This is a genomic window from Bacillus sp. FSL R9-9492 (assembly GCF_038007365.1).
Classification (GTDB): domain Bacteria; phylum Bacillota; class Bacilli; order Bacillales; family Bacillaceae_G; genus Bacillus_A; species Bacillus_A mycoides.
Genome location: NZ_JBBOXC010000001.1, coordinates 1,183,617 through 1,207,266, shown reverse-complemented (window position 1 = coordinate 1,207,266; position 23,650 = coordinate 1,183,617). Strand labels below are relative to the sequence as shown.

Annotated in this window: 23 protein-coding genes; 8 read left to right on the top strand and 15 right to left on the bottom strand. The window is 34.1% G+C overall.

Annotated features, from left to right (window positions below):
- Positions 1-11: 11 nt before the first annotated feature.
- The 8 genes from aceB to MKY70_RS06035 all read right to left on the bottom strand — a co-directional run bounded on the left by aceB (position 12) and on the right by MKY70_RS06035 (position 7,949).
- Complete coding sequence (aceB, locus tag MKY70_RS06070; RefSeq protein WP_088030984.1) at positions 12-1,601, bottom strand: malate synthase A; 1,590 nt, start codon at positions 1,599-1,601, stop codon at positions 12-14.
- A gap of 179 nt (positions 1,602-1,780) precedes the next feature.
- Positions 1,781-2,458 carry an S-layer homology domain-containing protein gene (locus tag MKY70_RS06065; protein WP_088030985.1) on the bottom strand — a complete coding sequence of 226 codons (678 nt, stop codon included), beginning with the start codon at positions 2,456-2,458 and terminating at the stop codon, positions 1,781-1,783.
- Positions 2,459-2,806: 348 nt separating this feature from the next.
- Positions 2,807-3,463, bottom strand: a complete 657-nt coding sequence (locus tag MKY70_RS06060) for an S-layer homology domain-containing protein (RefSeq protein ID WP_088030986.1) — start codon at positions 3,461-3,463, stop codon at positions 2,807-2,809.
- Positions 3,464-3,864: 401 nt separating this feature from the next.
- Positions 3,865-4,761, bottom strand: a complete 897-nt coding sequence (locus MKY70_RS06055; protein ID WP_078184071.1) for a DMT family transporter — start codon at positions 4,759-4,761, stop codon at positions 3,865-3,867.
- 96 nt (positions 4,762-4,857) lie between these two features.
- The gene (locus MKY70_RS06050; RefSeq protein WP_002188715.1) at positions 4,858-6,123 is read right to left on the bottom strand and encodes a M48 family metallopeptidase; all 1,266 of its coding nucleotides are present in this window, start codon (positions 6,121-6,123) and stop codon (positions 4,858-4,860) included.
- 222 nt (positions 6,124-6,345) lie between these two features.
- Positions 6,346-6,645: a hypothetical protein gene (locus MKY70_RS06045; RefSeq protein WP_001006056.1), complete on the bottom strand. Its 300-nt coding sequence runs from the start codon at positions 6,643-6,645 to the stop codon at positions 6,346-6,348.
- Between the two features lie 83 nt (positions 6,646-6,728).
- Positions 6,729-6,866, bottom strand: coding sequence for a hypothetical protein (locus tag MKY70_RS06040; RefSeq protein ID WP_002140784.1), 138 nt, complete (start codon positions 6,864-6,866; stop codon positions 6,729-6,731).
- A 234-nt stretch (positions 6,867-7,100) separates the two neighbouring features.
- Positions 7,101-7,949, bottom strand: coding sequence for a CPBP family intramembrane glutamic endopeptidase (locus tag MKY70_RS06035; protein WP_341023686.1), 849 nt, complete (start codon positions 7,947-7,949; stop codon positions 7,101-7,103).
- Positions 7,950-8,088: 139 nt separating this feature from the next.
- Between MKY70_RS06035 and MKY70_RS06030 the strand changes: the two genes are divergently transcribed.
- Positions 8,089-8,790, top strand: coding sequence for a response regulator transcription factor (locus tag MKY70_RS06030; protein ID WP_002011226.1), 702 nt, complete (start codon positions 8,089-8,091; stop codon positions 8,788-8,790).
- 9 nt (positions 8,791-8,799) lie between these two features.
- Entirely contained in the window at positions 8,800-10,542 is a 1,743-nt protein-coding gene (locus MKY70_RS06025) for an ATP-binding response regulator (protein ID WP_113733995.1), read from the top strand.
- Positions 10,543-10,695: 153 nt separating this feature from the next.
- Here MKY70_RS06025 and MKY70_RS06020 read toward each other — a convergent pair whose 3' ends face one another.
- The gene (locus MKY70_RS06020) at positions 10,696-11,598 is read right to left on the bottom strand and encodes an AraC family transcriptional regulator (protein ID WP_002030329.1); all 903 of its coding nucleotides are present in this window, start codon (positions 11,596-11,598) and stop codon (positions 10,696-10,698) included.
- A gap of 136 nt (positions 11,599-11,734) precedes the next feature.
- Between MKY70_RS06020 and MKY70_RS06015 the strand changes: the two genes are divergently transcribed.
- Both MKY70_RS06015 and MKY70_RS06010 read left to right on the top strand, forming a co-directional pair.
- Positions 11,735-12,220 carry an RNA polymerase sigma factor gene (locus MKY70_RS06015; RefSeq protein WP_341023682.1) on the top strand — a complete coding sequence of 162 codons (486 nt, stop codon included), beginning with the start codon at positions 11,735-11,737 and terminating at the stop codon, positions 12,218-12,220.
- Between the two features lie 5 nt (positions 12,221-12,225).
- Positions 12,226-13,350 (top strand): anti-sigma factor, encoded by a 1,125-nt coding sequence (locus MKY70_RS06010; protein ID WP_341023680.1) that lies wholly within the window; start codon positions 12,226-12,228, stop codon positions 13,348-13,350.
- Positions 13,351-13,425: 75 nt separating this feature from the next.
- Here MKY70_RS06010 and MKY70_RS06005 read toward each other — a convergent pair whose 3' ends face one another.
- The gene (locus tag MKY70_RS06005; RefSeq protein ID WP_341023678.1) at positions 13,426-14,361 is read right to left on the bottom strand and encodes a helix-turn-helix domain-containing protein; all 936 of its coding nucleotides are present in this window, start codon (positions 14,359-14,361) and stop codon (positions 13,426-13,428) included.
- A gap of 106 nt (positions 14,362-14,467) precedes the next feature.
- On the opposite strand from MKY70_RS06005, the gene MKY70_RS06000 reads away from it, so the two are divergent.
- From MKY70_RS06000 to MKY70_RS05990, 3 genes are read left to right on the top strand one after another with little or no spacing between them, the layout of a single operon-like run.
- Positions 14,468-15,076 carry an MptD family putative ECF transporter S component gene (locus MKY70_RS06000; RefSeq protein WP_341023676.1) on the top strand — a complete coding sequence of 203 codons (609 nt, stop codon included), beginning with the start codon at positions 14,468-14,470 and terminating at the stop codon, positions 15,074-15,076.
- Between the two features lie 15 nt (positions 15,077-15,091).
- Complete coding sequence (locus tag MKY70_RS05995) at positions 15,092-15,763, top strand: energy-coupling factor transporter transmembrane component T (RefSeq protein WP_341023674.1); 672 nt, start codon at positions 15,092-15,094, stop codon at positions 15,761-15,763.
- Positions 15,764-15,774: 11 nt separating this feature from the next.
- Positions 15,775-17,235 carry an ABC transporter ATP-binding protein gene (locus tag MKY70_RS05990; RefSeq protein ID WP_341023672.1) on the top strand — a complete coding sequence of 487 codons (1,461 nt, stop codon included), beginning with the start codon at positions 15,775-15,777 and terminating at the stop codon, positions 17,233-17,235.
- 316 nt (positions 17,236-17,551) lie between these two features.
- On the opposite strand, the gene MKY70_RS05985 is transcribed toward MKY70_RS05990, so the two are convergent.
- Together MKY70_RS05985 and MKY70_RS05980 are read right to left on the bottom strand one after the other, a co-directional pair.
- Positions 17,552-18,529 carry an HD domain-containing protein gene (locus MKY70_RS05985; protein ID WP_088030994.1) on the bottom strand — a complete coding sequence of 326 codons (978 nt, stop codon included), beginning with the start codon at positions 18,527-18,529 and terminating at the stop codon, positions 17,552-17,554.
- A gap of 133 nt (positions 18,530-18,662) precedes the next feature.
- The gene (locus MKY70_RS05980) at positions 18,663-19,769 is read right to left on the bottom strand and encodes a metallophosphoesterase (protein WP_341023670.1); all 1,107 of its coding nucleotides are present in this window, start codon (positions 19,767-19,769) and stop codon (positions 18,663-18,665) included.
- A 34-nt stretch (positions 19,770-19,803) separates the two neighbouring features.
- On the opposite strand from MKY70_RS05980, the gene MKY70_RS05975 reads away from it, so the two are divergent.
- On the top strand, positions 19,804-19,995 hold the full coding sequence (locus MKY70_RS05975) for a TetR family transcriptional regulator (RefSeq protein WP_341023669.1): 192 nt from the start codon (positions 19,804-19,806) through the stop codon (positions 19,993-19,995).
- Between the two features lie 913 nt (positions 19,996-20,908).
- On the opposite strand, the gene MKY70_RS05970 is transcribed toward MKY70_RS05975, so the two are convergent.
- From MKY70_RS05970 to MKY70_RS05960, 3 genes are all read right to left on the bottom strand, one after another.
- Entirely contained in the window at positions 20,909-21,757 is an 849-nt protein-coding gene (locus MKY70_RS05970; protein ID WP_341023668.1) for a hypothetical protein, read from the bottom strand.
- Between the two features lie 154 nt (positions 21,758-21,911).
- Positions 21,912-22,349: a WapI family immunity protein gene (locus MKY70_RS05965; RefSeq protein WP_341023667.1), complete on the bottom strand. Its 438-nt coding sequence runs from the start codon at positions 22,347-22,349 to the stop codon at positions 21,912-21,914.
- 252 nt (positions 22,350-22,601) lie between these two features.
- Positions 22,602-23,531, bottom strand: coding sequence for a hypothetical protein (locus tag MKY70_RS05960; protein WP_341023665.1), 930 nt, complete (start codon positions 23,529-23,531; stop codon positions 22,602-22,604).
- Between the last annotated feature and the right edge of the window lie 119 nt (positions 23,532-23,650).

The window sequence follows — 23,650 nt, the reverse complement described above, 5'->3', positions numbered from 1 at the left end:
TTTCTTGTTTCTTATAAAATTTCATAACCCGGTAATGTTAAAAACGGCATGAACTCGTTATTACGAACAAGGTTTGTAAACAGTTTTTTAGCTTCTTCAAATCTCCCCTTATTAAATGCTTCCTTACCAATCTCTCTTTCTATTTTTGCTAGTTCTTCTTCTTTCAATTCTTCCATTAATTTAAAAGTGATATTACGGCCATCACTTAGCTTTCCACCCTCATGACGAATCCACTGCCATACTTGTGCTCTTGATATTTCTGCTGTTGCTGCATCTTCCATTAAGTTATAAATTGGAGCTGCTCCCCGCCCGCTTAACCAAGATGCAATATATTGAATACCGACGTTAATATTCGTGCGAAGACCACCTTCTGTAATCGTTCCCATCGGTACTTCTAATAAATCCTTTTCTGTTACACGTATTTCTTCACGCTTTCTAAAAATTTGATTTGGCGTTTTCATTATGTGATTAAATACTTCCATTGCAACCGGTACAAGTCCCGGGTGGGCAACCCAAGTCCCATCATGACCGTCTAAAGCTTCGCGCTCCTTATCAGCACGCACTTTCTCGAAAGCTGCCTCATTTGCTTCTGGATCATTTTTAATTGGGATTTGCGCCGCCATCCCTCCGATTGCTGGCGCGTTACGACGATGACACGTTTGAATAACTTTCAAAGAATACGCGCGCATAAACGGCGCTGTCATCGTGACTTGCGCTCTATCCGGAAGTAAAAATTCATTATGATTACGGAAGCTCTTTAAGAAACTAAATATATAATCCCATCGTCCGCAGTTTAAACCAGCAGAATGATCTCTTAGTTCATACAAAATTTCATCCATTTCAAATGAAGCGTGAATCGTTTCTATTAACACAGTCGCTTTAATCGTTCCGTTCGGAATACCGATATACTTTTGAGCGAATACGAAAACGTCATTCCATAATCTTGCCTCTAAGTAACTTTCCATTTTCGGTAAGTAAAAGTACGGGCCACTTCCTTTTGCTAAAAGCGTCTTCGCATTATGGAAAAAGTACAAACCAAAATCTACTAAACTGCCAGACATGTTCTTGCCGTCAACTTGCATATGTTTTTCTTCTAAATGCCACCCTCTCGGACGCACAATTAATACAGCTGTTTTACTATTTAAACGATATTCTTTTCCGTTTTCATTTTTATGTGAAATCGTTCCCTTACTCGCATCTCGTAAGTTAATTTGACCTTCGACAGCATTTCTCCAAGTTGGTGCATTCGAATCTTCAAAGTCTGCCATAAAAAGATGTGCTCCTGAATTTAAAGCGTTAATGACCATCTTTCTATCCACCGGCCCAGTAATCTCCACGCGGCGATCCTCTAAATCTTTCGGAAGCTGGGCAATTGTCCAATCCCCTTCACGTATATGCTTTGTTTCTTCTAAAAACGTAGGAAACTCCCCTGCATCAATTCTTTTTTGTTTCTCCACACGCTTTTTTAAAAGTTCCGTGCGGCGTTCATTGAAATTTTCATGCAGTTCCTTTAAAAAACTAAGCGCCTCAGGTGTCAATATTTCGTTGTACGCTGGTAACATTTCTCCGGCCAGTGTAACCCGTGAAGTTTGCGTCGACATATTAGCATCCCCTTCTTAAACTGTCTTATAACAGATTTGATTTTATGTTTTATATTATATAACAAATCTTCAGAAAAGGAAGTTTTTTTTGAAAATTCACTTCGTTTTTTTTCAAACCGCCTTTCTTTCGCGCAAAAAAAGGCCACTGCTATACAACAGTGGCCTTTATGTATTATTTTTTATTGCTGTGCCATATCATTCGAAATGGCTCTATATAAAAACTGTGCGTATTGTTCGCGCTTTACGCTCATAGACGGACCAAATTTATTTTCTCCTATTCCAATTGTAATATTATTTGTTTGTATTGCGCTAATTGCATTGTTTGCCCATGAATCTGTTAGAACATCATTAAAAGTATGAGGTCCCTTTGCTTCTAATTCAAAAGCATTCGTAAGAACCTGTGCCATTTCCGCACGTGTTAGCGTATCCTTCGGTCTAAAGTTCCCAGTTCCATCACCTTTTAAGATACCTACTTCTGTTAATACTAAAATTTCTTCTATGAACATTGTTGAGTTTTCATTAATATCTTTGTATGGATTCTCAAGTACGTCGCCTTCCTCAAACACTTCGCTAAAATCAATCGTACGATAAATTAAAGCCGCTACTTGCTCACGTGTTACATCATCACCAAAACCAAACTTCCCATCTCCATAACCATTAATGATTCCCCAGCCTGCTAGAGTGTGAATAGCTTCAAAAGACCAATGACCTTTTGGTACATCTTTAAATACAACAGAATTTGCTTGTTGTTGTTGCTTCACAACTACTTCAGCATTTACTTTAGTACCTTCTGCACTTAATACAACTCCACCCATAATTGTTAAAGCCGTTGCTATTTTTAAAAACTTTTTCTTCACCGCATTTTCCCCCTAAAAACATACTTTTTTTCTACTATAAAGAATTAATAAAAACGTATCAATATACTTATTTATATAAGTTTTGTCTAATTTGTGAACATCTTTTCACATACTTTCCTTTACACTTCGTTGATAATAAAGTTACTAAATAATATCTTTTTCTTATGAATTGTCACTTTAACACACCTGTTTTTTTCATTTTTGGTAAATTCATGTTTTGTATTAAAGTGAATAAATATATATGAATTAAATAAAAAAAGCGCAAAACTTTTGCACTTTTTTCAAAATAACATATTACTATAATTAAAATATTTTCACCTTTCTATTAAACAACTTTTGAATTTCCGCTTAATACTTCTCATCTTTCAAATGAAAATTAATAATAGCCTTATATAAAAATGCTGCATATTGCTCACGTGTTACAAATTTATTTGGTTCAAATTTTCCATTCCCTGTTCCTATTATGACATTATTAGATTGCAATGCACTAATTGCATTTTTTGCCCAATAATTATTTGGTACATCTGCAAATGTATGTTTCTTCTTCACTTCAAATGAAAATGCTCGTGTAAGGACTTGTGCTACTTCTGCACGTGTTATCGTTTCCCCCGGTCTGAAATTCCCCTTCTCATCGCCTTTAAAAATACCATGTTCTGTTAATGCTAAAATTTCCTTTGGAAACATTGTTGATCTTTCAGAAATATCTTTATACGGATTATGTAACGGTCCTTCATGTTTTATATTAAGTGCGCGATACAGTACTGCCGCCACTTGTTCTCGCGTTACATTATCGCCAACACCAAATTTCCCATTTCCATAACCTAGCATAACTTTATTATATGCAACCTCTATAATATATTCATATGCCCAATAGCCTACTGGAACATCATCAAATACAATCATTTCTGGATACTCTTCTGCTTTTATATTAGGAACATTTACATTTAATAATAAACCACCCATAATAGTCGCTACCGTCATTATACGCAACATTCTTTTCTTCATTGCCCTCTCTCCTTCATTTCCATTTTATTAAAATGGAAAATAATAGACTACATTCTTTTTCCATATTACATATGCTGTATTTGCAAATCTCATGTAATACATTCATTTTTAACATCTATTATTTTGAAGATTACTACTAAAGGGAAGCAAATCCGTCCTCATTTCAATTGGTATACCGAATCATAGACAAATTATTATGACGTATACTCTGTAAATCCTTCTTCAGTTTCAAAGGATTTACAATGTTGTACACTAACATATTCTATAAGATTTTCATTAAATCCTTTGCTTATAAAAACTTCATTTTTCAGACAAAAAAAGTGCAAATATTGTCCATTTGCACTAAAAAACATTCCACCTATTAACGTTAATGACGTAGCTACTTTTAATCCCGGTAAATATTATGCTTCTGAGTACACTTTCACTCTTTCATCCCTCGGCTTCCAGAAAGTAAATGCCATTCCTACAAATATTAAGGCAATCCCTACAATTTGCATACTCGTCGGTCTGAATCCAGTAAAGATCGTATCTAACAAAATTGCAACAGCAGGATCTAAAAACACTAATACAGAAATAAGTCTCGTCGGTAAATCTCTTAAACTGTCAAAAAATAAGTAATATACAAATCCCGTATGTATAAGTCCTGTCGCTGTGATCATCATCCAGTTCATCTCTGTTAATCCTTGAAACTTCCCGAAGTCTACGAATGGTAGCAATAAAAATATGCCTAAAAACGTTTGTAAAAAGGTCATCGCATATGCACTCGTATGCTTAATTCCTTTTCCGAGCAACGTTGTAAAAGCATAAAATAAAGCCGCAAGAAGTGCCCATACCATTCCAGATGACATTAATTTCTCAAGCGACATACTACCGTCCACTCCAGCTACTAACACTGTGCCGATAAAACAAATAACAATGGACATAACAGCAAATACTGTTAGCCTCTCTTTAAATACGATACTACCGATCATTAATACGATAATTGGAGCGAGATGATACACTGAAATCGCAATTGTAATCGACATGAGTTCAAACGCTTTAAATAAAAACACCCAGTTAAAAACGAGAAATACGCCACACGCTAATATTTGTACAATTTCTTTTTTATTCCATTTCTCATTTTTATATTGTCCTGTTGCAAACCAACATAGCGTTAAAAATAAAGTCGCACAAATACAACGAATAAATACTAATTCAAAAGATGGTAAACCCGTTTGGACAGAAAAAAATCCAATCGATCCGAAAATAGACATCGAAAGGATCATTTTTATAGCCGGCATTGATTTTGAATGAAACAAAATATTAACCTCCTAAATATTTAACTGAATATTCTACGTATTATACACTATAATTTTCCAAAACTCGAATCATCCACAATAAAAAGAAGCAGTACACTACTGCTTCTTCTCTTTTTCATATTGTTCAAACGTATGAATTCTTTCGAAAATTGGTGGATGTGTATATAAGAAAAACTTCACTAACGCAGGTGGATTTACTTGGCTTAAACTTGTTTTTGATAAGTATTGAAAAGTTTTCACACCTGATTTTCCATCTTTCGTCATATCTAAAGCGTATTGATCTGCCGCTCGTTCCTCTATACGAGAAACATAGTTTGTTGCTGGTTGTGCTGCAAAAGATAATAAAGAGGAAATTAAGAAAAATAAAGGTAAAATTGAGAAACATGCTAATTTTGGAATTTGCAGTGTATCTCCCCATTTTCGAATACACATATTTATAATACGACTAATTAAATACATACCTATAAACGATAGCAACACATAGCTCGCAACGCCCCAATATATATGTTTCATAACATAATGCCCTATTTCATGGGCCATAATAAATAAAATCTCTTTATCTTTTAATTGCTTAAGTGTTGTATCCCACATTACAATACGGGCGTTAGGGCCAATTCCCGTTACGTACGCATTTAACGAATTCGTTTTTTCCGACATATTTACTTCATATACGTGTTTAGCTGGAATATCAGCTTTATCTGCGATCGCTAAAATTTTCGTTTCTAATTCCTTATTTTTCAGCGTTGAAAAATCATTATAAAGTGGATCAATTACAACAGGTTGCACAAACGTTAAGAAAATCGTAAACGGAACAGAGAGCGCCCATCCTGCTAGCCACCATCTCTTCGGGAATTTACGGATGAGCCATAACAAAACCGTAACAATGAGTAACATAGTCGCATAGTTCACCCAAAAATCGATGACATGATCTTTTATCCAGCTTTGTGTGCTTTGCGTAGATATTCCGTAATCAACGGACACTTTACGCCCGATCCATTGCATCGGTAATGCAAGAACTGTTGTTAGTAGTGATAAATAAAAGAAATAAATCGCAACTTGTAAGACATTTATTTTGGTCGTTTCCTTCGACCATTTCTCAAACTTTTTTGAAATACCGAGCACGAGTACAAATAATAAAATAATCCATTCAAGAGGCGTCGCTAAAAAGAACAGTAAATTTTTCACACGCGAATAATCTTGACTTAGCGTAAGCTCCCTCGCATTCATAAAGGTTTCTGGATCTGCACTCGTTCCTTTATACATGTCCGGAATGAGTTCATGATTCCATCCAAATAAATACCAATATATAAGTAACGCAAACCCAACGTATAAAAAAAGCGACCACCCAATAACTTTCCTCACGCTATTCCCTCCTCTATGCTGCCTGTCTATTATTATTGTAAGTTCGTACTTTCAAAATTAGAACAAGCTAATCGTGATAATTGCTCTAGCTCGTTCAATTTACATAAAAAAACTCTTCTATTACAAGAAGAGTTTCACCGGCTCATAATCTGGTATAAGAAATGTACTTACAAACCAGTGCCTTTTACATATCGTATATATTCATAGTCCTTAAAATCCTTCTTAAGGAAGTACATCTATTAACAAACTAAAATCTTGCAAAGAAAAAGAACTATATTTCATAATACCTTGTACAGTTAAAAGTAAAATAAGACCCATCACACACATATAATTAATACTTTCTTCATGCTTTTTCTCAGCAACTACTCCGCCCGTTATGCATAAAATCCCTAATAAATGGAGCGCTAAATACATAAAAAAGTAAGCCTCCTCCCAGCGAAGAACAACATTTACTGTCGTAATCAATACTAAACTCAGTACAATCAAATAAAAAAACTTATTTGACGATATTGTTTCATTCATATAATTTTATACATCCCTTTCAAATTTCGAATTAATAATGATTTAGTTTTCATAAAGTGAAACTTTAATCAGTGGGGTTTTGTTCATCCCCACTGATTATTAGTTGAACCAATCGGGCGTTTACGGACAGTTAATCTCCCACCTAACTTCTTTGCTCCAGTCGAATTTTGAGGTGGGAGTTTTACTACCCGCAAATAGCGGGATAAAATCAAAGTCCCCATCACTTTCTCCAACATTTTATGGGTCCTAACATAATTCACTTCATTTCTACATATTGTCTGAAGATGCGCTTCATCATTTCTTCTATAATAAAGCTGACTATTATTAATGTCCCTAACACGATAAAAAGAAAAATAATATTTCCTGTATCATTATTGATGGAAAAGTACTTATATCTAATAGAAGTACAATAATCTATCATTTCCTTCAATATTTTCTCAAACGTCTTCTCTACCTTATTTATCTCCTATTATACTTGAAAAGTTCTTCTCCCTCTCCGCATATATAACAGGCACTTCTTTACTCCAATATTTGCGATTCACAAATAAAAAGATGAGCACTAAGTTTAATCCTGTCATAAAAATAATTAATCCTGGAAAGAATGTCGTATAGTTCGAAAAATCGGCAAAACTCATTATCTTTTCTCTACTTACTAAAAAAGAAGAACTAAGCACAAGCGCATTGTTTAACATATGAATAGCAATTGGCATGAGTAAGCTTTTCGTACGAATATATACAATTGATAGTACGATGCTAAACACAACTGCACCAAGGAAATCAACATGTAAGCAAGCAAATAAAAGTGCTACAACGACCATTGCTATACTAGTACCCCATTTTGCTGCAAAACGCTGCAGTAAAAACCCTCGAAAAACAAACTCTCCGACAATAGGCGCGATAAATACAACCCTAATAAATTGAAATACATATCCCCCGGTACTATCTATAATCGGTTCATGCAAGGCATTCATAATAAAATCTGGTGTAATCCATGCAAAGCTGTACATATATAAAATAAGATAGCCGTAACTAAACATACAAAGCATAATCGCGATGTACAAAACTTGCACTAGGTTAAATGTTTCGTTTCTATTAATAAATAATGAAAATGAAACACGATGCTTTCTATATCCGTAAAAAAGCCATATTATTGGAAAGATATAAAATATAAGCATATTTATAAAAGATGAATTCTGTATATGAAATGTATTTTCTAGCACTTCATTACTACTTCGTGCTATTAAAATTAGTAATGCAAATACAATTAAAAAATATCTAGCTCGCATCGTTTGAAACGGATTCACATTCATCTCCTCCCCATGTTACTTTTATCATATCATTTGAATCTTAATTTTTTGTGAAAGAAAACCTTAAAATTTCCTTAAAAATTCCATAAGTTACAAAAAGATGATATGATATTCGAGGAAATTAGGAGGGATTCATATGTATCACGCAAATATTCTACTCATTGATGATGAAACAGCAATTTTACAATTACTAACTACCATTCTTGAAAAAGAAGGTTTTTCTCATATTACAACTGCAACATCTGCGGAAATAGCCTTATCTCTCACCGAGCAAAACAATTACGATTTAATTATTTTAGATGTAATGCTTCCTGGACAATCCGGTTTTGACATTTGTCCAATCCTTCGCCAAAAAACGGATTGCCCTATCTTCTTCCTAACAGCAAAAACATCTGATGTAGATAAAATTTCCGGATTTTCATACGGTGCGGATGATTACATTACGAAACCATTTAATCCACTAGAAGTAGTCGCTCGTATGAAAGCTCAACTCCGAAGACATATGAAACAAAACATACAAGAACAAAGAATATACTCCTTTTCTTTTGGGAGATTTGAAATTGATCAACATTCTGCGGAACTAACAGTAGATGGAAACGTTGTCGAATGTTCCGCTCAACTCTTTCAACTACTACTATTCTTTTGTGAGAATCCGAACTACGTATTTTCGAAGGAAGAATTATATGAAAAAGTTTGGGGAGCACCTGCCTATAATGGAGATGATAATACTGTTATGGTTCACATTCGAAAACTACGTGAAAAAATTGAACAAGATCCAAGTAAACCAGAATACATAAAAACAGTTCGTGGACTTGGCTATAAGTTCATTACAAAGTAGGTTAAAGATATGAATTTTAATAAACGACTTATAATCCAGTTTATTTTACAACACGTTTTTGTCTTAGTTACGTTACTTATCGCAGTAATTGCTTCTTTTTCTTATTTAATTTTTCTTCTTAATAGTACTTTATATGAACCTAATATTTCTGATTATGATACCTTTACAATCTCCGAATATATTTCTTCTGAAGACAATAACATTACTTTAAAATCTGAGGTAAAAGATTTAATAACAGAAAAGAGTGATTGGCTTCAAATTGTAGATGAAGATGGAAAGGTCCTTTACAACTTTAATACGCCTAACGATGTTCCGACCTCTTACACAAAGACATCCTTACTTACGTATTTACAGAATAGTAACAACAATATTTATAAATTTAACTATTGGGAAATTAAATTAGAAAAGAAACCAGTGATCGTTATTTACGGTGCCAAACTAAAAAGTAATGCATTACTAAAAACGATACAACAAGGACACCCTTCTTTATCATTAAATGAATTTGCATTAACTGAACAAGAAAAACAATTACTTTCTAAAGAAAAAGCAACACTGCAAATATTTAATAACAATGGCGAAGAAGTTTTTTCCTATCCAACTGGGAAGAAAAAAACATTTTCGGCTATAAAAACGGCTCTTAATGAAAAAGAACCGTGGAATTATAAAGAAAATACATCTAGTTTTTACGATTCAAATAGCGGTCATCTCGTCGTTGTATCCGCCCCAAACGCTCATTATTATCCAGATGATGAATTAGATGATATATTTACCAAGAAACTTCTAATCGGATGCAGCTTAATCCTCCTTATTGTGTTTGCTTATTTAGTCATTCTTTCAATTTGGTATGGAAATAAGTTTGGAAAGCCTTTATTACACACGATGCGCTGGCTTAAAAACATAGCCGGAGGAAAATATGAAGAACCTGTTAGTAAAAAAGGCAAACCTGTTCGGTTTCGGCGCTCCGGTAAAGAAAAATGGTCGTTCCGCATATTTAAAGATGTTACAAACTCACTAGAGCACCTTTCTATTACTTTGAAAAAGAACGATGCAATGAGAAAAGTACTGCAACAAACACGTGAAGAGTGGATTAGCGGCCTGACGCATGATCTAAAAACACCGCTTAGCTCTATATACGGCTATGCATTATTACTAGAATCGAAGCAATATAATTGGACTGATCAAGACATTCAACAATTTGGCCATGTAATGAAAGAAAAATCTCAATATATGACTACATTAATTGACGACTTAAGCTTAACATATCAATTAAAAAATGATACTCTTCCTGCGCAACACGTAAATGTTGAAATTAATCAGTTCGTCCGAAAAGTACTATTACAATTTATTAATAACCCGACACTACAAAATCAAAACATTGAATTCGTGCCAAGTTCAAGCAAAATCCAATATTTTATTGAAGAAAAATGGTTCCAACGTATTATCGAAAACCTACTCGCAAACGCTGTAAAACATAATAATGAAACGACAAACGTAATCGTAAAACTTTCGCAAAATGCAAATTCATTTACACTATCTATTTCAGATAATGGAAAAGGTATGGATGATAAAACGAAAGAACTTCTATTCGAGCGATATTACAGAGGAACGAATACAGAAGAAAGCAACATCGGAACTGGACTTGGTCTCGCCATTACAAAACAGCTCGTTCATGCCCATAACGGAACGATTTTCATTGATAGTGAAGTTGGAAAAGGAACGACGATTATACTTGTGTTTCCATTTAGTTCGTAGGAAAAGGTGCTTTTATAAAGCACCTTTCTCTTTTCGGAGCAGCGCGCTAGTAAATGAAATTATATCGACTTAACTATAAAATACAACAATAGTAGCAACCTATTAATAAAAGAAGACCGTCCAAAAATACCTTTTGAACGGTCTTTCTTTCTATTATTTCTTCTTCACCGGTATCCAAAGTTCAATTTGAGCGAACTCACTTTTGTCTGCATGGGAACGTTCATCGTATAGCTCAAACTCATTAACGCCGCAATGTTCGTATCCTGAATGCGGGAACCATTCTGAGAATACTGCATTCCACGTTTGGTGAATAGACGATACCATTTCTTCATGAGGAACTTTCGGCGTTGTAAATACTGCATATGTCGCCGCTGGGAATGTACGCTTTGCAACTGCATTTGGTACATTTTCAAAGTCTGTAACTTCCATTCCGATAATATAAGTGAAGTCCCCTGTTTCTAAATTAAAATCAGTACATAATCCAAGTTCTACCCATTGGCTCGTATCTTTACGATTCGGAATCGTCGTTCCAAGATCTTTTTGTAAATATTCTTGCCAAAATGCTGGAATGTCTTGATGGTTTTTTCCTTCTTTACTTGTAGTCTTCAGCTCATAACCCGCCATTAAAAATTCTGGTTTATTTACAATACGATATTCCATTTGTATGCCCCCTAAATATGGATTTAATTTTCTTTGTTTTACATTCACTCTATAATACATTGGTGTTTCGATTTCTTGTTTTCGATATTCACTTGGTGTCATTTGAAATAATTTTTTAAAGGCTCTCGTGAACGTTTCGTGAGATTGAAAGCCATGCTCAAATGCGATATCAATAACTTTTTCATCCGTATGAGAAAGTTGATAAGCTGCCCGGGCTAACCTCCTCTTTCGAACATACTCCATTACTGTATCGCCTACTAACGCCTGGAATACACGATGAAAATGCGACTCAGAAAAACCTGCAACACGTGCTAAATTACGCAGCGTTTGTTTTTCCATTACATCTTCCTCAATATAATCAATTGACCTTTGAATTTGTGTTTCATAGCTTTCCATCTCTGTTCACCCGCCTTATATGTATTATGATAAAAGAGAATCCTATCCAATTCTTGACGTTTTTTACTATAATTCCATAAAAATTGTAACTTTTTTATATGTATTTCGTTGTTATGTATGAAGGGAGGGAAATGTAGTGAAACGCAAACAATCATTAGAAGAAATTTACTCCGAGCATATGCAAGATTTATTTCGCTATCTTCTCTCCCTAAACGGAGATTCTCATAGTGCTGAAGATCTCATGCAAGAAACATTTTACCGAATGCTCGTCCATATTGACTATTATAAAGGAGAAGAAATTAGGCCGTGGTTATTTACAATCGCCTACAACGCCTTTATCGATTGGTACCGAAAAGAAAAGAAGTATAAAACAACGCAAATTGAAGAATTCCATTTACCAAACGTGCCAAGTACAGAACACTCTTATTTCGTAAAATATGAGATTACTAGTTGGTTACAAAGTATATCCTCTCTTCCGCTCGAAAGACGAAATGTGTTACTACTACGAGATTACTACGGATTCTCTTATAAGGAAATAGCAGAAATGACTGGTCTCTCGTTAGCAAAAGTAAAAATTGAATTACACCGAGGACGAAAAGAAACGAAAAGCATAAAGGAGTGATACAGATGGGTTGTGCAGAGTTTAAAAAACTGTGGACGAAATACGAAAAAGGAACACTCACACATGACGAACAAGAACAGTTAGAAAGTCATATAGAAACTTGTGCAGAATGTGAAGCTCATTTAGATGAATTGCTTGCGAAGAGTGAACCCGTAAAGAAAAAATTACCGCCAAAAGATCTTAAAGTTCCTTTTTGGAGAATTAAGTGGAAACATCGGTTACAAACGTTTGGTTTTATATTATCCATTTGCATCGTTATATATATAATCGGCGGGGTATTATCAGCCTTTTATTTTCAAGCTAATAATGATAAAAGGCTAGAAGAAATTAGAGAAGTTCCTTCGCTTGCACTTGAGGCAACTATCCCAAATAGCCGTGTTATGGGGGGCGGAACAAGTGTAGAAGCTTTTTTCCGTACGAACAGCAGCTTCGATTTAGTAAGAACCGTCGGTAAAAAAGAAATGCCACTCGGTACAGTAGAAACAAAAAGCTTCTTATCATCTGTAGATGTCACGAAACAAACTTGGATGAATCCGTTCTATCAACCAAAACTCTTCTTTGTTCATCCCAAAACAAAGCAGGGTGATTATTTAAAGGATTCCTCAAAAAAAGTATGGGATACACTTGCAAAAGTACATGATGGAACCGTTGCAGAAGTAGCAATTTCTTTTGATAAAACTTACACTTTAAAAGAATTAGAACCGCTTTTATATAGTATATTCGAAGCACAAGAACTCCCTCCAACTCCTGTATGGTACGCTTTAGATACAGGACAAGAAAGAAAAAATGTAGATGACTATATCTTACATGGCGGAGAAGCTATAGGATTTCCAGAACATGTAAGATTTCTAGATAGTAACGCAGACAAGTACAAAACGCCAGAAGATCAAGTAATCGAAATGATGCGCGTCCTTTCTATCCATAAAAAAACGGTAAGTAAAATAGCAGCACTTCCTGAGAAAGAACTCAACTTAGATAAACGTTATAAATATGTAAAAGATAACGGCGTAAAAGTATACGGAATTGTCATTACTGGCCCGTCGAAAGAACTATTAAAATTACAAAACTCACCGCACGTACGTTATGCGACTCTCGGAGATATTGAGGTTTGGAATTGGTTTGATAATTAATAAGAATATTATCGATACTACTGAAACGATAGTTTAGATACCTAGAAAAAAATACCCCTTAATGAGATAAACTCATTAAGGGGTATTTTTTTCCATATATTTCTTCCGATAATGCAAAGGTGTTTCTCCGTATATTCTCTTGAATATTTTTGCAAATTTACTCGGGTTATCGTATCCAACTTGCATTGAAATTTCAGTAATAGATTCATTCGTATGAATCAGTAATTCCGCTGCGTACTCTACACGTTTATGTTGGATATATTGATAAACCGGCATCCCAAACGACGCTTTAAAATAACTTTGCATACTCGATTCACTAATATTCGCCATTTCGGCCAAATGCTGAACTTGAATCGGTAGGTGAAATTGCTGATGAATTACATCGAGAATTCCCTCAATTCGTTGATTTACAACTTCTGGCCAAATTTTTTGAAGACTATGCGCTAAAAACTCTAAAACTTTCGCTTTAATTAATAAATGGTTCATCGCATTTTCTTTAAATTCGGTTTGTAAATAACGTGCAATAGAACGATGAATGGTTTCGCTATTTTTTTGAAAAATATTTTTTTGAGAATGAAGAAAAAACTGTTCAATTTCCTTCCAACTATCGAGCTGATTTTCTTGAATAAGATAACGTTCCAACCAGTCTAAATCGAGAAAAACACTCGTTCCTGTTAGCTGATCATATTGAAGTTGTTCTTCAATTTCATTAAAGAATAGCAATGTTTTCGAGTCATATTGTGCGGAAAATAACGGTTTTCTTTTTTGGTTAATTTGTCCATCCAATATGACTGTAATCTCTAATATTTTTTTCAATATAGGCATTTTGGGACGTTGAAATGTACAGTTATCAAAAATCTGAATTTCAACCCCTTCTTCAATATACAACCGTCTGACTTTACCATTTACAAAATGATAAGTCGCCCCTAGCCAGCTTTCGTAATAAGTTGCATCGTTCATTCTTTTTATTTCTGTAAAAAAGGCGTTTAATATGTTTTTCAATTTTTTCACCTCCGCCTCAAATTACGATTTCGGGCTATTTTTTCGAGATTGGAGTAGTTAGAACCAATGATAATGTTTATCATTCAATTTATCAATCATTAGGAGATGAATCGAAATGAATATAAAAAAATTTGCAGCAAAAGATTTAATTACAATTGGATTATATACCGTTCTCTTATTTATCGTACAGTCTATCGTCATCGTGGTCGCGAGTCCGCTCATGGCATTTGCACCACCACTTACTCCCGCTATCGGTATGTTCTTTGGCGGCATAGTCTATATGTTAATGGCCTTGCGCGTGAGTAAAAGAGGCACACTTTTATTAATGGGGACATTAACAGGGATTTTCTTTGCATTAATGGGAACACCTATTATTCTACCTTATTGCATTCTAATTGCTTTCATCGCTGAACTTACGTTACTTAAAGGCGACGGTTCGCAATATAAGAATCGTCATCGTCAAGCTGTTGCATACGGAATTTACGGCGCTTTCTTCAGCATTGGTTCATATATAACAATTTATTTACTCGGTAGTAGTCAGTTAGAAAAGATGCGTTACTCAAAAGAAGCAATCGACGAATTAATTTATTTTGCTTATTCACCTATATGGATGACAATCGGCCTTATCGGCGGATTCATTCTATCCTTGTCTGGCTGTTACTTTGCAACAAAACTATTACAAAAACACTTTGTTAAAGCTGGCTATTTATATATAAAGAAATAATTAGGAGAGGTTTTTATGTTTGATGCTCGTTTACAATTTACTCTATTAATCATCTGTGGATTTTTAGCAGTTTCCGCTACAAGCACCGGTTCACTTATGCTCGCAGCGTTTGCTATTCTTTTACTCATTTGTCAAAACCAATATCGTTTAGGCTTCAAATGGTTCATTATATACGGTTGTTTGTTCTTTGCACACTATTTCATTTCAACTTATATGAATGCTTCCATTTTAAATGCGTTTTTATTAATGCTACTCATTGCCTTAAAAACTTTACCTACGTTAATTATCGCATCTGGATTATCGAAAGTCCCATCAGGGCAGCTACTAGCAAGTTTACAGAAATTAAAAATTCCCGAAAGTATTTTATTAACACTTACCGTTGCACTTCGGTTCTTTCCTATTTTACGTGCTGAATCCAAAATCATCGGAGAGAATGTGCGCATTCGTGGTATTTCATTAAAAAGCCCGAAAAATTGGCTTCGTTTAAATCAAATGTTTGAATATGCGATCATTCCTTTATTGATGAGAACAATTCGACTCGCTGATGATTTGAGTGCTTCGGCAACAACTCGCGGAATTGATGCGCCTTGCAAAAAAACAAGTCATTACGCGATTGCCTTCCGTCCGAAAGATAGTATCGCTCTCCTTCTCGGTTTATGTATGTTTGGCACGCTTTGGATTTCATAAGGAGAATAGCTATGATTACACTCAAAAATGTTCAATTTGAATATCAACCTGGAAAACCCCTTTTAAAAAATATAAATGTAACGATTCATGAAGGTGAATGCGTCCTCATTACCGGACCTTCTGGATCTGGAAAAACAACTCTTGGACGAATATTAAATGGTTTAATACCAAGCTTTTATGAAGGAAACTTACAAGGTGAAATCATCATTGAGAGTGTCCATACGAAGGATGCCCCGATATGGGAACTTAGTAAAAAAATTGGTAGCGTCTTTCAAGATCCTAAATCACAATTTTTCACCTCTATCGTTCAAGATGAACTTGCTTTTGAACTTGAAAATCATGGAGTTGAAAGAACTGTAATTCAACACCGATTACAAGACGTTTTACAACAAATGAAATTAGAATCTATACAACATAAACCCGTCATGAGTCTTTCTAGTGGCCAAAAACAAAAGGTGGCAATTGCCGCATCACAGCTGATTGACCCATCCCTATTTGTAATGGATGAACCTTCTGCGAATTTAGATTTACAAGCAACGAATCTTCTCAAAGAAGAATTAGTCTCCTTACGAAAAAAGAATAAAACGATTGTCATTGTAGAACATCGGCTTTATTACTTAATGGATCTTGTGGACCGTATAATCTATATGGAAAATGGCGAAATCAAAAAAGTCTACACGCCAAAAGAATTGCTCGCTCTCTCTTGTGAAGAAATACAAGCGCTAGGCTTACGTTCTCCCTTTATTGAAAAAGGAAGAATGAATGACCGTACTTCTCCTTCAAAATTAGAAAAAATGCAGATTGCAGGCTTGCACGTCAAACATAAGCGAGCAAAAGATTGGGTACTGCAAGATTTAAACATTACGCTTCATGCAAATGAAGTAACCGCATTAATCGGAAAAAATGGCGCAGGTAAAACGACGTTCGCTCGCACATTAACAGGATTAAAAAAAGAGAGCACTGGCAACATTCACATTGATAACGTACGGATAAAAGCAAATAAACGAATGCAAAAAATTTGGTTCGTTATGCAAGATACAGTGTATCAACTATTCACCGATAGCGTATGGAATGAAGTGTTACTCAACAATCCTAACCGGGAGGAAATGGCTGAAAATGTTCTAAAAGACCTCCATCTATGGCATTTGAAAGAAAATCATCCTGCCACCCTTTCAGGTGGAGAAAAACAACGGCTCGTTCTCGCAATTGGCTTAATGAATGACGCCTCTATTTTCATACTAGATGAACCAACTTCAGGTTTAGACGGTATGAACTTACAACGTGTTATCGAAGTAATTCATCAACTTGCCAAACGTTCCTGTCACGTACTCGTGATTACGCATGATTACGAGCTCGTAGCTGGTGCTTGCCAGCGTATTATAAAACTAAGAGACGGAAAGATTACAACTGATGTTCAGGCCAATACATTCTCTTATCGAGAACTTGTAGATTTTATGTATGAGCTTGAGTAGTTTAATAAAGGATTAACCGTTGAAACACCTTACTATAAATATACAAATTAAAATCCTTTTTTTAGAAGGAAGAGAGCATCCAGCCATGCATAGAAGTGGTCAAAGCCTTTTTCTATCACACGCGAAGTAAGAACAAAGAGACCAAATGCATGTGGATTCCTTTTTTTTATGCATCGATATGGTTTATTTATATACCAAAATATCAAATTTAATTTATATAACAACTAGGGGAACAAATAAAAATAATAGGTTGAAACAAAAAAGGTTGCCAAAAAATAGCTACATCACTACTTTTTAGTAACCTTTTTTCTATAAATTAATTAGAAATCACTTTCACATACATCCCTCTCACCGCTTTTTCATAAGCGATATCACTCATTTGTTTTATTTTTTCTGATACGACAGACGACTGAATAATTTTCCCTTCACATAGTAATGGAGGGTCAATGAGACGCACTTTATTTTTATGATGTAAATCATAATTATCGCTATCTTCTTTTACTTCTACACTTGGATGAACTTTTCTTAATAAAGCATCTACTTCTCGATCTTTACATAGCTGTAATTTCGAAATAAGCTCATGATCTTCAAGAAGGAAATCATCTGAATGGATTATCTTTTTATGAAGAGCTAATTGTAACGTTCTAGCTAACATATCATTTCCATAAACATTAATTGGTTTCATGAAGAAATCGATTACTTCTTCGTAATACGTCTTTGTAAACCATTCTGCAATTTTGATATTTTGAAGGGCCATTTTCCCATTAACTTCGATTACATCCTCTAAAAAGTTGTGAACTTCTTCTAAAGAAATATATCCGTATGTATACATATCTCTTAAAGTATAATCTACTCGGTCTGCACATAATTCTGGTGCTGATCTTTCAAGTAAAGTCCACTTCGAATCATCTAACAAAATATCTTCATAGTTATAACCATGTTTTAAAAGGATTACTGGAATCTCCGAGTTTTTTACGAAAGTGCTAAATATTTCTTCATGATAACTTTCATCTTTATTATCGAAAACATAATCAATGACATGAGAAAAAGCAGTGTGCGATACATCATGCAGTAAACCAGCAATTTGTTCTTCTACTGAACCACCAAGCTTTTTAATTAACAACATAACACCAACTGAATGATCAAAACGCGTTACATTCCATTTCTCATTCATTAAATAACTTGCGCCGGCCTGATGAATTCCTTTCAGTCTTTGCACAGACTTACTTAAAATCAACTCTTCTAACACTGGATCCACTTCACATTCTCCGTATATTACATCTGCTATAACCACTTATAATCCCCCTTTATCTCAGCCGAGTCTTATAATCGTACCTCTTTTATGAAATTATCACCAACAGAGATATTTATTGTTATTTGTTTTTATTGAAAAAAATAGAGAACCATCAGCTCTCTATTTCATAATCCTATTCAAATGTAACCTCTACCTGCACAATCTCCGACCTACTTCCAAGTCTAAGCGGCGGTCCCCAAAATCCGAACCCAGAAGAAACAATGGCGTGGAATGCACCTTTTTGTACGTATCCCCAGTCTAATTCGTACATTCTTCTCGTCACAATATGATTCGGCGCCATTTGTCCGCGGTGCGTGTGACCGGATAATAGTAAATCTACGCCGGCATCCGCTGCCTGCTTTAATTCAAATGGCTGGTGATCCATCGCAATAACAGGAAGCGATAAATCCACAGTACTCATTAAACTTTCAAAGCTTTGACGATCACGCTCTGTTTTATCTCTTCTTCCAACGAGATAAAAGTCATCTTCAATTGTGATCACTTCATCTAAAAGAATACGAATATCGATTTTATCCATCTCCTGCAAGAATTCCGGAACCGCTCTGCCGTAATATTCGTGGTTTCCTAACACACCGTATACGCCTAATGGAGCTTTCATTTGTTTCATAATAGGCCCCATGTTTTTTTGAATGAATACTCCTGGATGGTCATCTATAATATCACCTGGCAGTAAAATAATATCAGGCTCCATTTCATTTACATGACGAACGAGTCTTTTTAAATGAGCAACACCAGACAGTTTACCGAAATGCATATCAGAAGCCATCGCAATACGTAAACTTTTACGTCCTTCTACTTTTTTCGGTATGTGTACATCATACTTTCTTACAACCGGGCTATATGCATTAAATACTCCATACGCAAAGATAAAGACGAACACGAGTAAAACGACCGTTCCTGTCCAAATAATTGCCGTCTCTTTCTCCACTGAAAACTGCAGTAGGAAAACTGCAATATCGGCTAACGGCAACAACATAAGCGCGTATTGTATAACCGCAAACCAAATTGAACCGACCGTTCGCAGGAAAGGAAGGAATTTAAACACTTGTACGAGAATGTACGCATATGAAATAAATCCGACTACGAAAGCGTAATATCCCCAAGATTGCCAGCCGAATACTGTATGAAGCCAAACCCATCCGTTCCAGCCGATGTAAAACATAAGTAGTGTGTATACAATTAACATAGTAAACATATTGAAATAACGAAGATTCTTCACAGCCAGCCTCCTTATTGATTTCTTCTATTATATCTTGTTATGCACGTTTAACGTAAATATTAAGCACATCAATCTTCACAATAAAAACATTGATAAGCACATCGTTTTAAAATTTTTAGGAACTGCTGTAATAGGCATTTTAGAATCTTACGTATTAGACGAAATTGATAATGATGTTGAATATGTTGCGACGCAGGTTGGGGAATTGATGAGGCGGAATATATAAAGGTTATGAAAAAGTGCATCCAATAATTTGGGTGCATTTTTTCATAATCTAGAAGCTTCATGTTTTGTGGCTTTTATTTTATTTTATTTTATTCTAATCTATAATACTCTTTCATATAGCATTAGAAGTCCGCATAAGGTTTGCTGTTTTATTTAAAATAAAAAAGTGTATCTCAAAATCAAACTATCTGTTTAGATTTTAAGATACACTGAATCGACTTTACTTTTCTTTTATAAAATCCCACTGGCTATACCAACATACATACATAGAAAAACAGTCCGTAAGAACGGTAAGTGGTGCATAGTTCACTGACGAGAAGATTCATAATCAAACATAATACATGATAGTATTAGCAAAAATATTACACCACTATATTGTATAGCAAGGGGAATACCATTTAAAACAGACGCTAATATGTCTGTAAATGTAACAATAAAAAGTAGTGTAAGTATCGTTAACATAAGTGCGGCTGAAAATAAGAAACCTTGTTTGATACATTTAAAAATCCAGCCGATTCCAATACATATTAAAATTATACGTACTGGATACTTTAAAAGTATCCAAAATAAATTATCTACACTATTAAAATTCATCATCAAATTCACCAAGATCACTTTCAGGATTCTTTATTATTTTAACGATATTTTTTATATGTTTGTTTATGTCCTTTGTATACTGCCTATTCAAAACATAAGCATTTTCTATTAATCTAACGCCCACAAATGCTTTGAGACCTAATTTTAACCTGCTTTTCTAGCAGCTTTATTCACATATTCCTTGTTATAGGCTGGCCTATTTTGCTGTTTATAATTATGTTTACCTGTAGAATACCAAAGATAAAACCCTGCGTATAAAGACAACCCTTTCTCTTAACATTGCAATTCTCTTTAAACGTTCGCTCACGTTTATCCCCTCATGTATTAAGTAACTCAACATAATAAAGCGTATCATCCGTCTGAAAATACATAATAGATCCGCGGCTGTAATAATTAACAAATTGAACCTGCTCTCCTAGCTCATTACAAAGATTACTATCATACACATGATTATTGTTTAAATCATAAACAACCAACTTTTTATCTCGAGTAATGAATACTACTTTATCTTGAGCGAACGCAAAACTTTCCGACCATATTTCCCTAATTGAATTTATTTCATTCCATAACATATGGAAGTTTTTATCTTTCATTTGAACTAAAGGGAATTCTGAATAATAATAGAGCCAAACGTCTCCATCTATAACGTTCATTGCATAACAATCATCTATATACGGTATTTTATATTTTTCTACATATTGATCATAACTATCAAAAATCAATTGACCTTTTGAATCAAAAGCAACTATACCATTTACTCCAATTGGGCACTCTCCGAAAACCCCTTCATCACAATAACTAACCCATATATCTTCATTCGAATCAACCTGGCAATCTCGAATCCCTTCTCCGGCATAAAACTTAACATATTCACTTCCGTCCGGATTATAAATAACTGCATTATCATCTTCATAATTAAATATAAGTAACCATCTCTCTCCGATTCGTTGAATACATAGCACGGATTCAACATCTATATCTACGTTTAAATTGAATTTACTTATATTCACATTATTTTTATCCAAATAAATAATACAAGGTTGATTCGTATTATCTTGTACTAGTAAAATCACATTTTGTTTATAATCCAAACTCATTTTTTTTAACTGATAAGCTTCAACAATATCCTTAAAACTTACTAACTCTTTACATGCAATATCTTTCATATAGATGAAAATCCTCTCATTGATTCTAAACATAAAAATAAGCGTCAAACTTCTATACTTTTAATAAGTTTGACGCTCGCTCTCAATTATTATTTTAAATACTACCCTTTCATTCTCCTAATCCCACTCCCAGATTGGTGCGGCAGAAAAACCTTCAAGACTCATTTCCATTAAATTTAAAAGTGTTTAAAAACGAAGAAAGCTGACTTTTAATACTAAGTATATATTCATGGAATTCATATATATAACAACTTAGCGTGCTATCTCCTTCAAGCTCTTTAAATCTAACTGAAATTTTGAAAGATGCATCAATATCCAAGTGACAAGTTAAAGATAACTCATTTGATTCTGATTTAAAATGTACTGTTCCAAATCCCAAGGTATATATTTTTTGGAGGTCTTTGTAAAAGTGATATAAATCATTATTGTCAAAATAAAATGATGTCGTTTTCACTTTGAAACCAGAACAGCCTAGTTCACATTCTCCTTTGAAATAAGCTCCACCAAAATAACTATCTCCTTCACCTGAAAAGTCAGTTATAACAATCTTGATGAAATTATCATCCTGCTCGCCTATATGAAAACATTCCATTATTTATACCTCCCTATAATACGTATAACAGCTTGGCTAATAAATAACTAATCTAAAGTATAATTGTGGAAAATTTATATTTATAAGTTCATCTAATCTCTTATTGGTAATGAAGGTTTCTGACCTTTTTTTGCTTTAGAATTATAATAATAGTATAGCGTTTATCCTTATGTTTTTATAGCCAACAAAAATTAATGTGTACAAAAGAGAGAAAAATCTACATCAGCTTTTCTCTCTCAATCACTTCTCTATTTATTCTCCCTCTTCTAAAATCCCATATTGCTCCCAACAAAATATTCGTTTCCCTTTAACAGCATATATTGTTTGATCCCTTGAAAAAATATACTCAAATTGAATGGAATTTCCATCACTATCTACTATTAATAAAGTTGATAATTTTTTATTTACAAGTGAATATGCATGTATTTGATTAGTATCTACACCAAAGATAATAGTATTTTTTATTTTTAAACATAGTGATGTATGATTCAATGTTGTTTCATAAAGGCTATCTTGTTCATATCGTTCTTTATTAATCTGTGTGAATGTATATGTTCCTTGCTCATTATAGTACGACATTAGAATATTACCTGTCTTCTGTATATTTATTGCTGTACAATCACAGACAGATCTTTTTATTGAATTATTGAATTCATTAGTAATTAAATCGCCATTCTTAGAGAAAATAGCTAATCCGCTCTTTTCAAATTTATTAATATCATATATATTTTCCCAATCTATCGAATCAAACTCTTCATCTGAAATAAACAATTCATCTACAGAAGTAAATATACCTTCTTCACTATACCCAACCAATAAATGTTCTTCTTCATCAACTTGAAAATATTTTATTCCATTTCCTAAGTAATATGAAGCAATGATGTTTCCTTTTTTATCAAAAATTGTAGCCGTTGTATCTTCCTTTTTCTCAACGAAACTTTTAACCAAAATCCAATTTTCTCCTAAAGGTTGAATGAAGTTAAAATATTGATTATTTTCTATAGTATATTCTTTCAAAACGCCAGCTTTCAACAAGTGTATAATTTTATAATAATAAGTGTCTGTAACCTTTTTATCCAATACTAAAATTATAATATCTTGTTTGTTTCCCGTTGTAATACAGAGAATTTCTCCTTCTATATATGAAAAATCCATCCGCTTATTAAATACTAGTTTTTTCATAACTAACAGACCTCCAATGAATTGATAATACTCTAATTCAGTCGGAATGCTCTCACTTCCACCAGATAATAGAAAGAGCTTACGTTAGCTCCTCCTTTTTCATTCTACCTTATCCATAT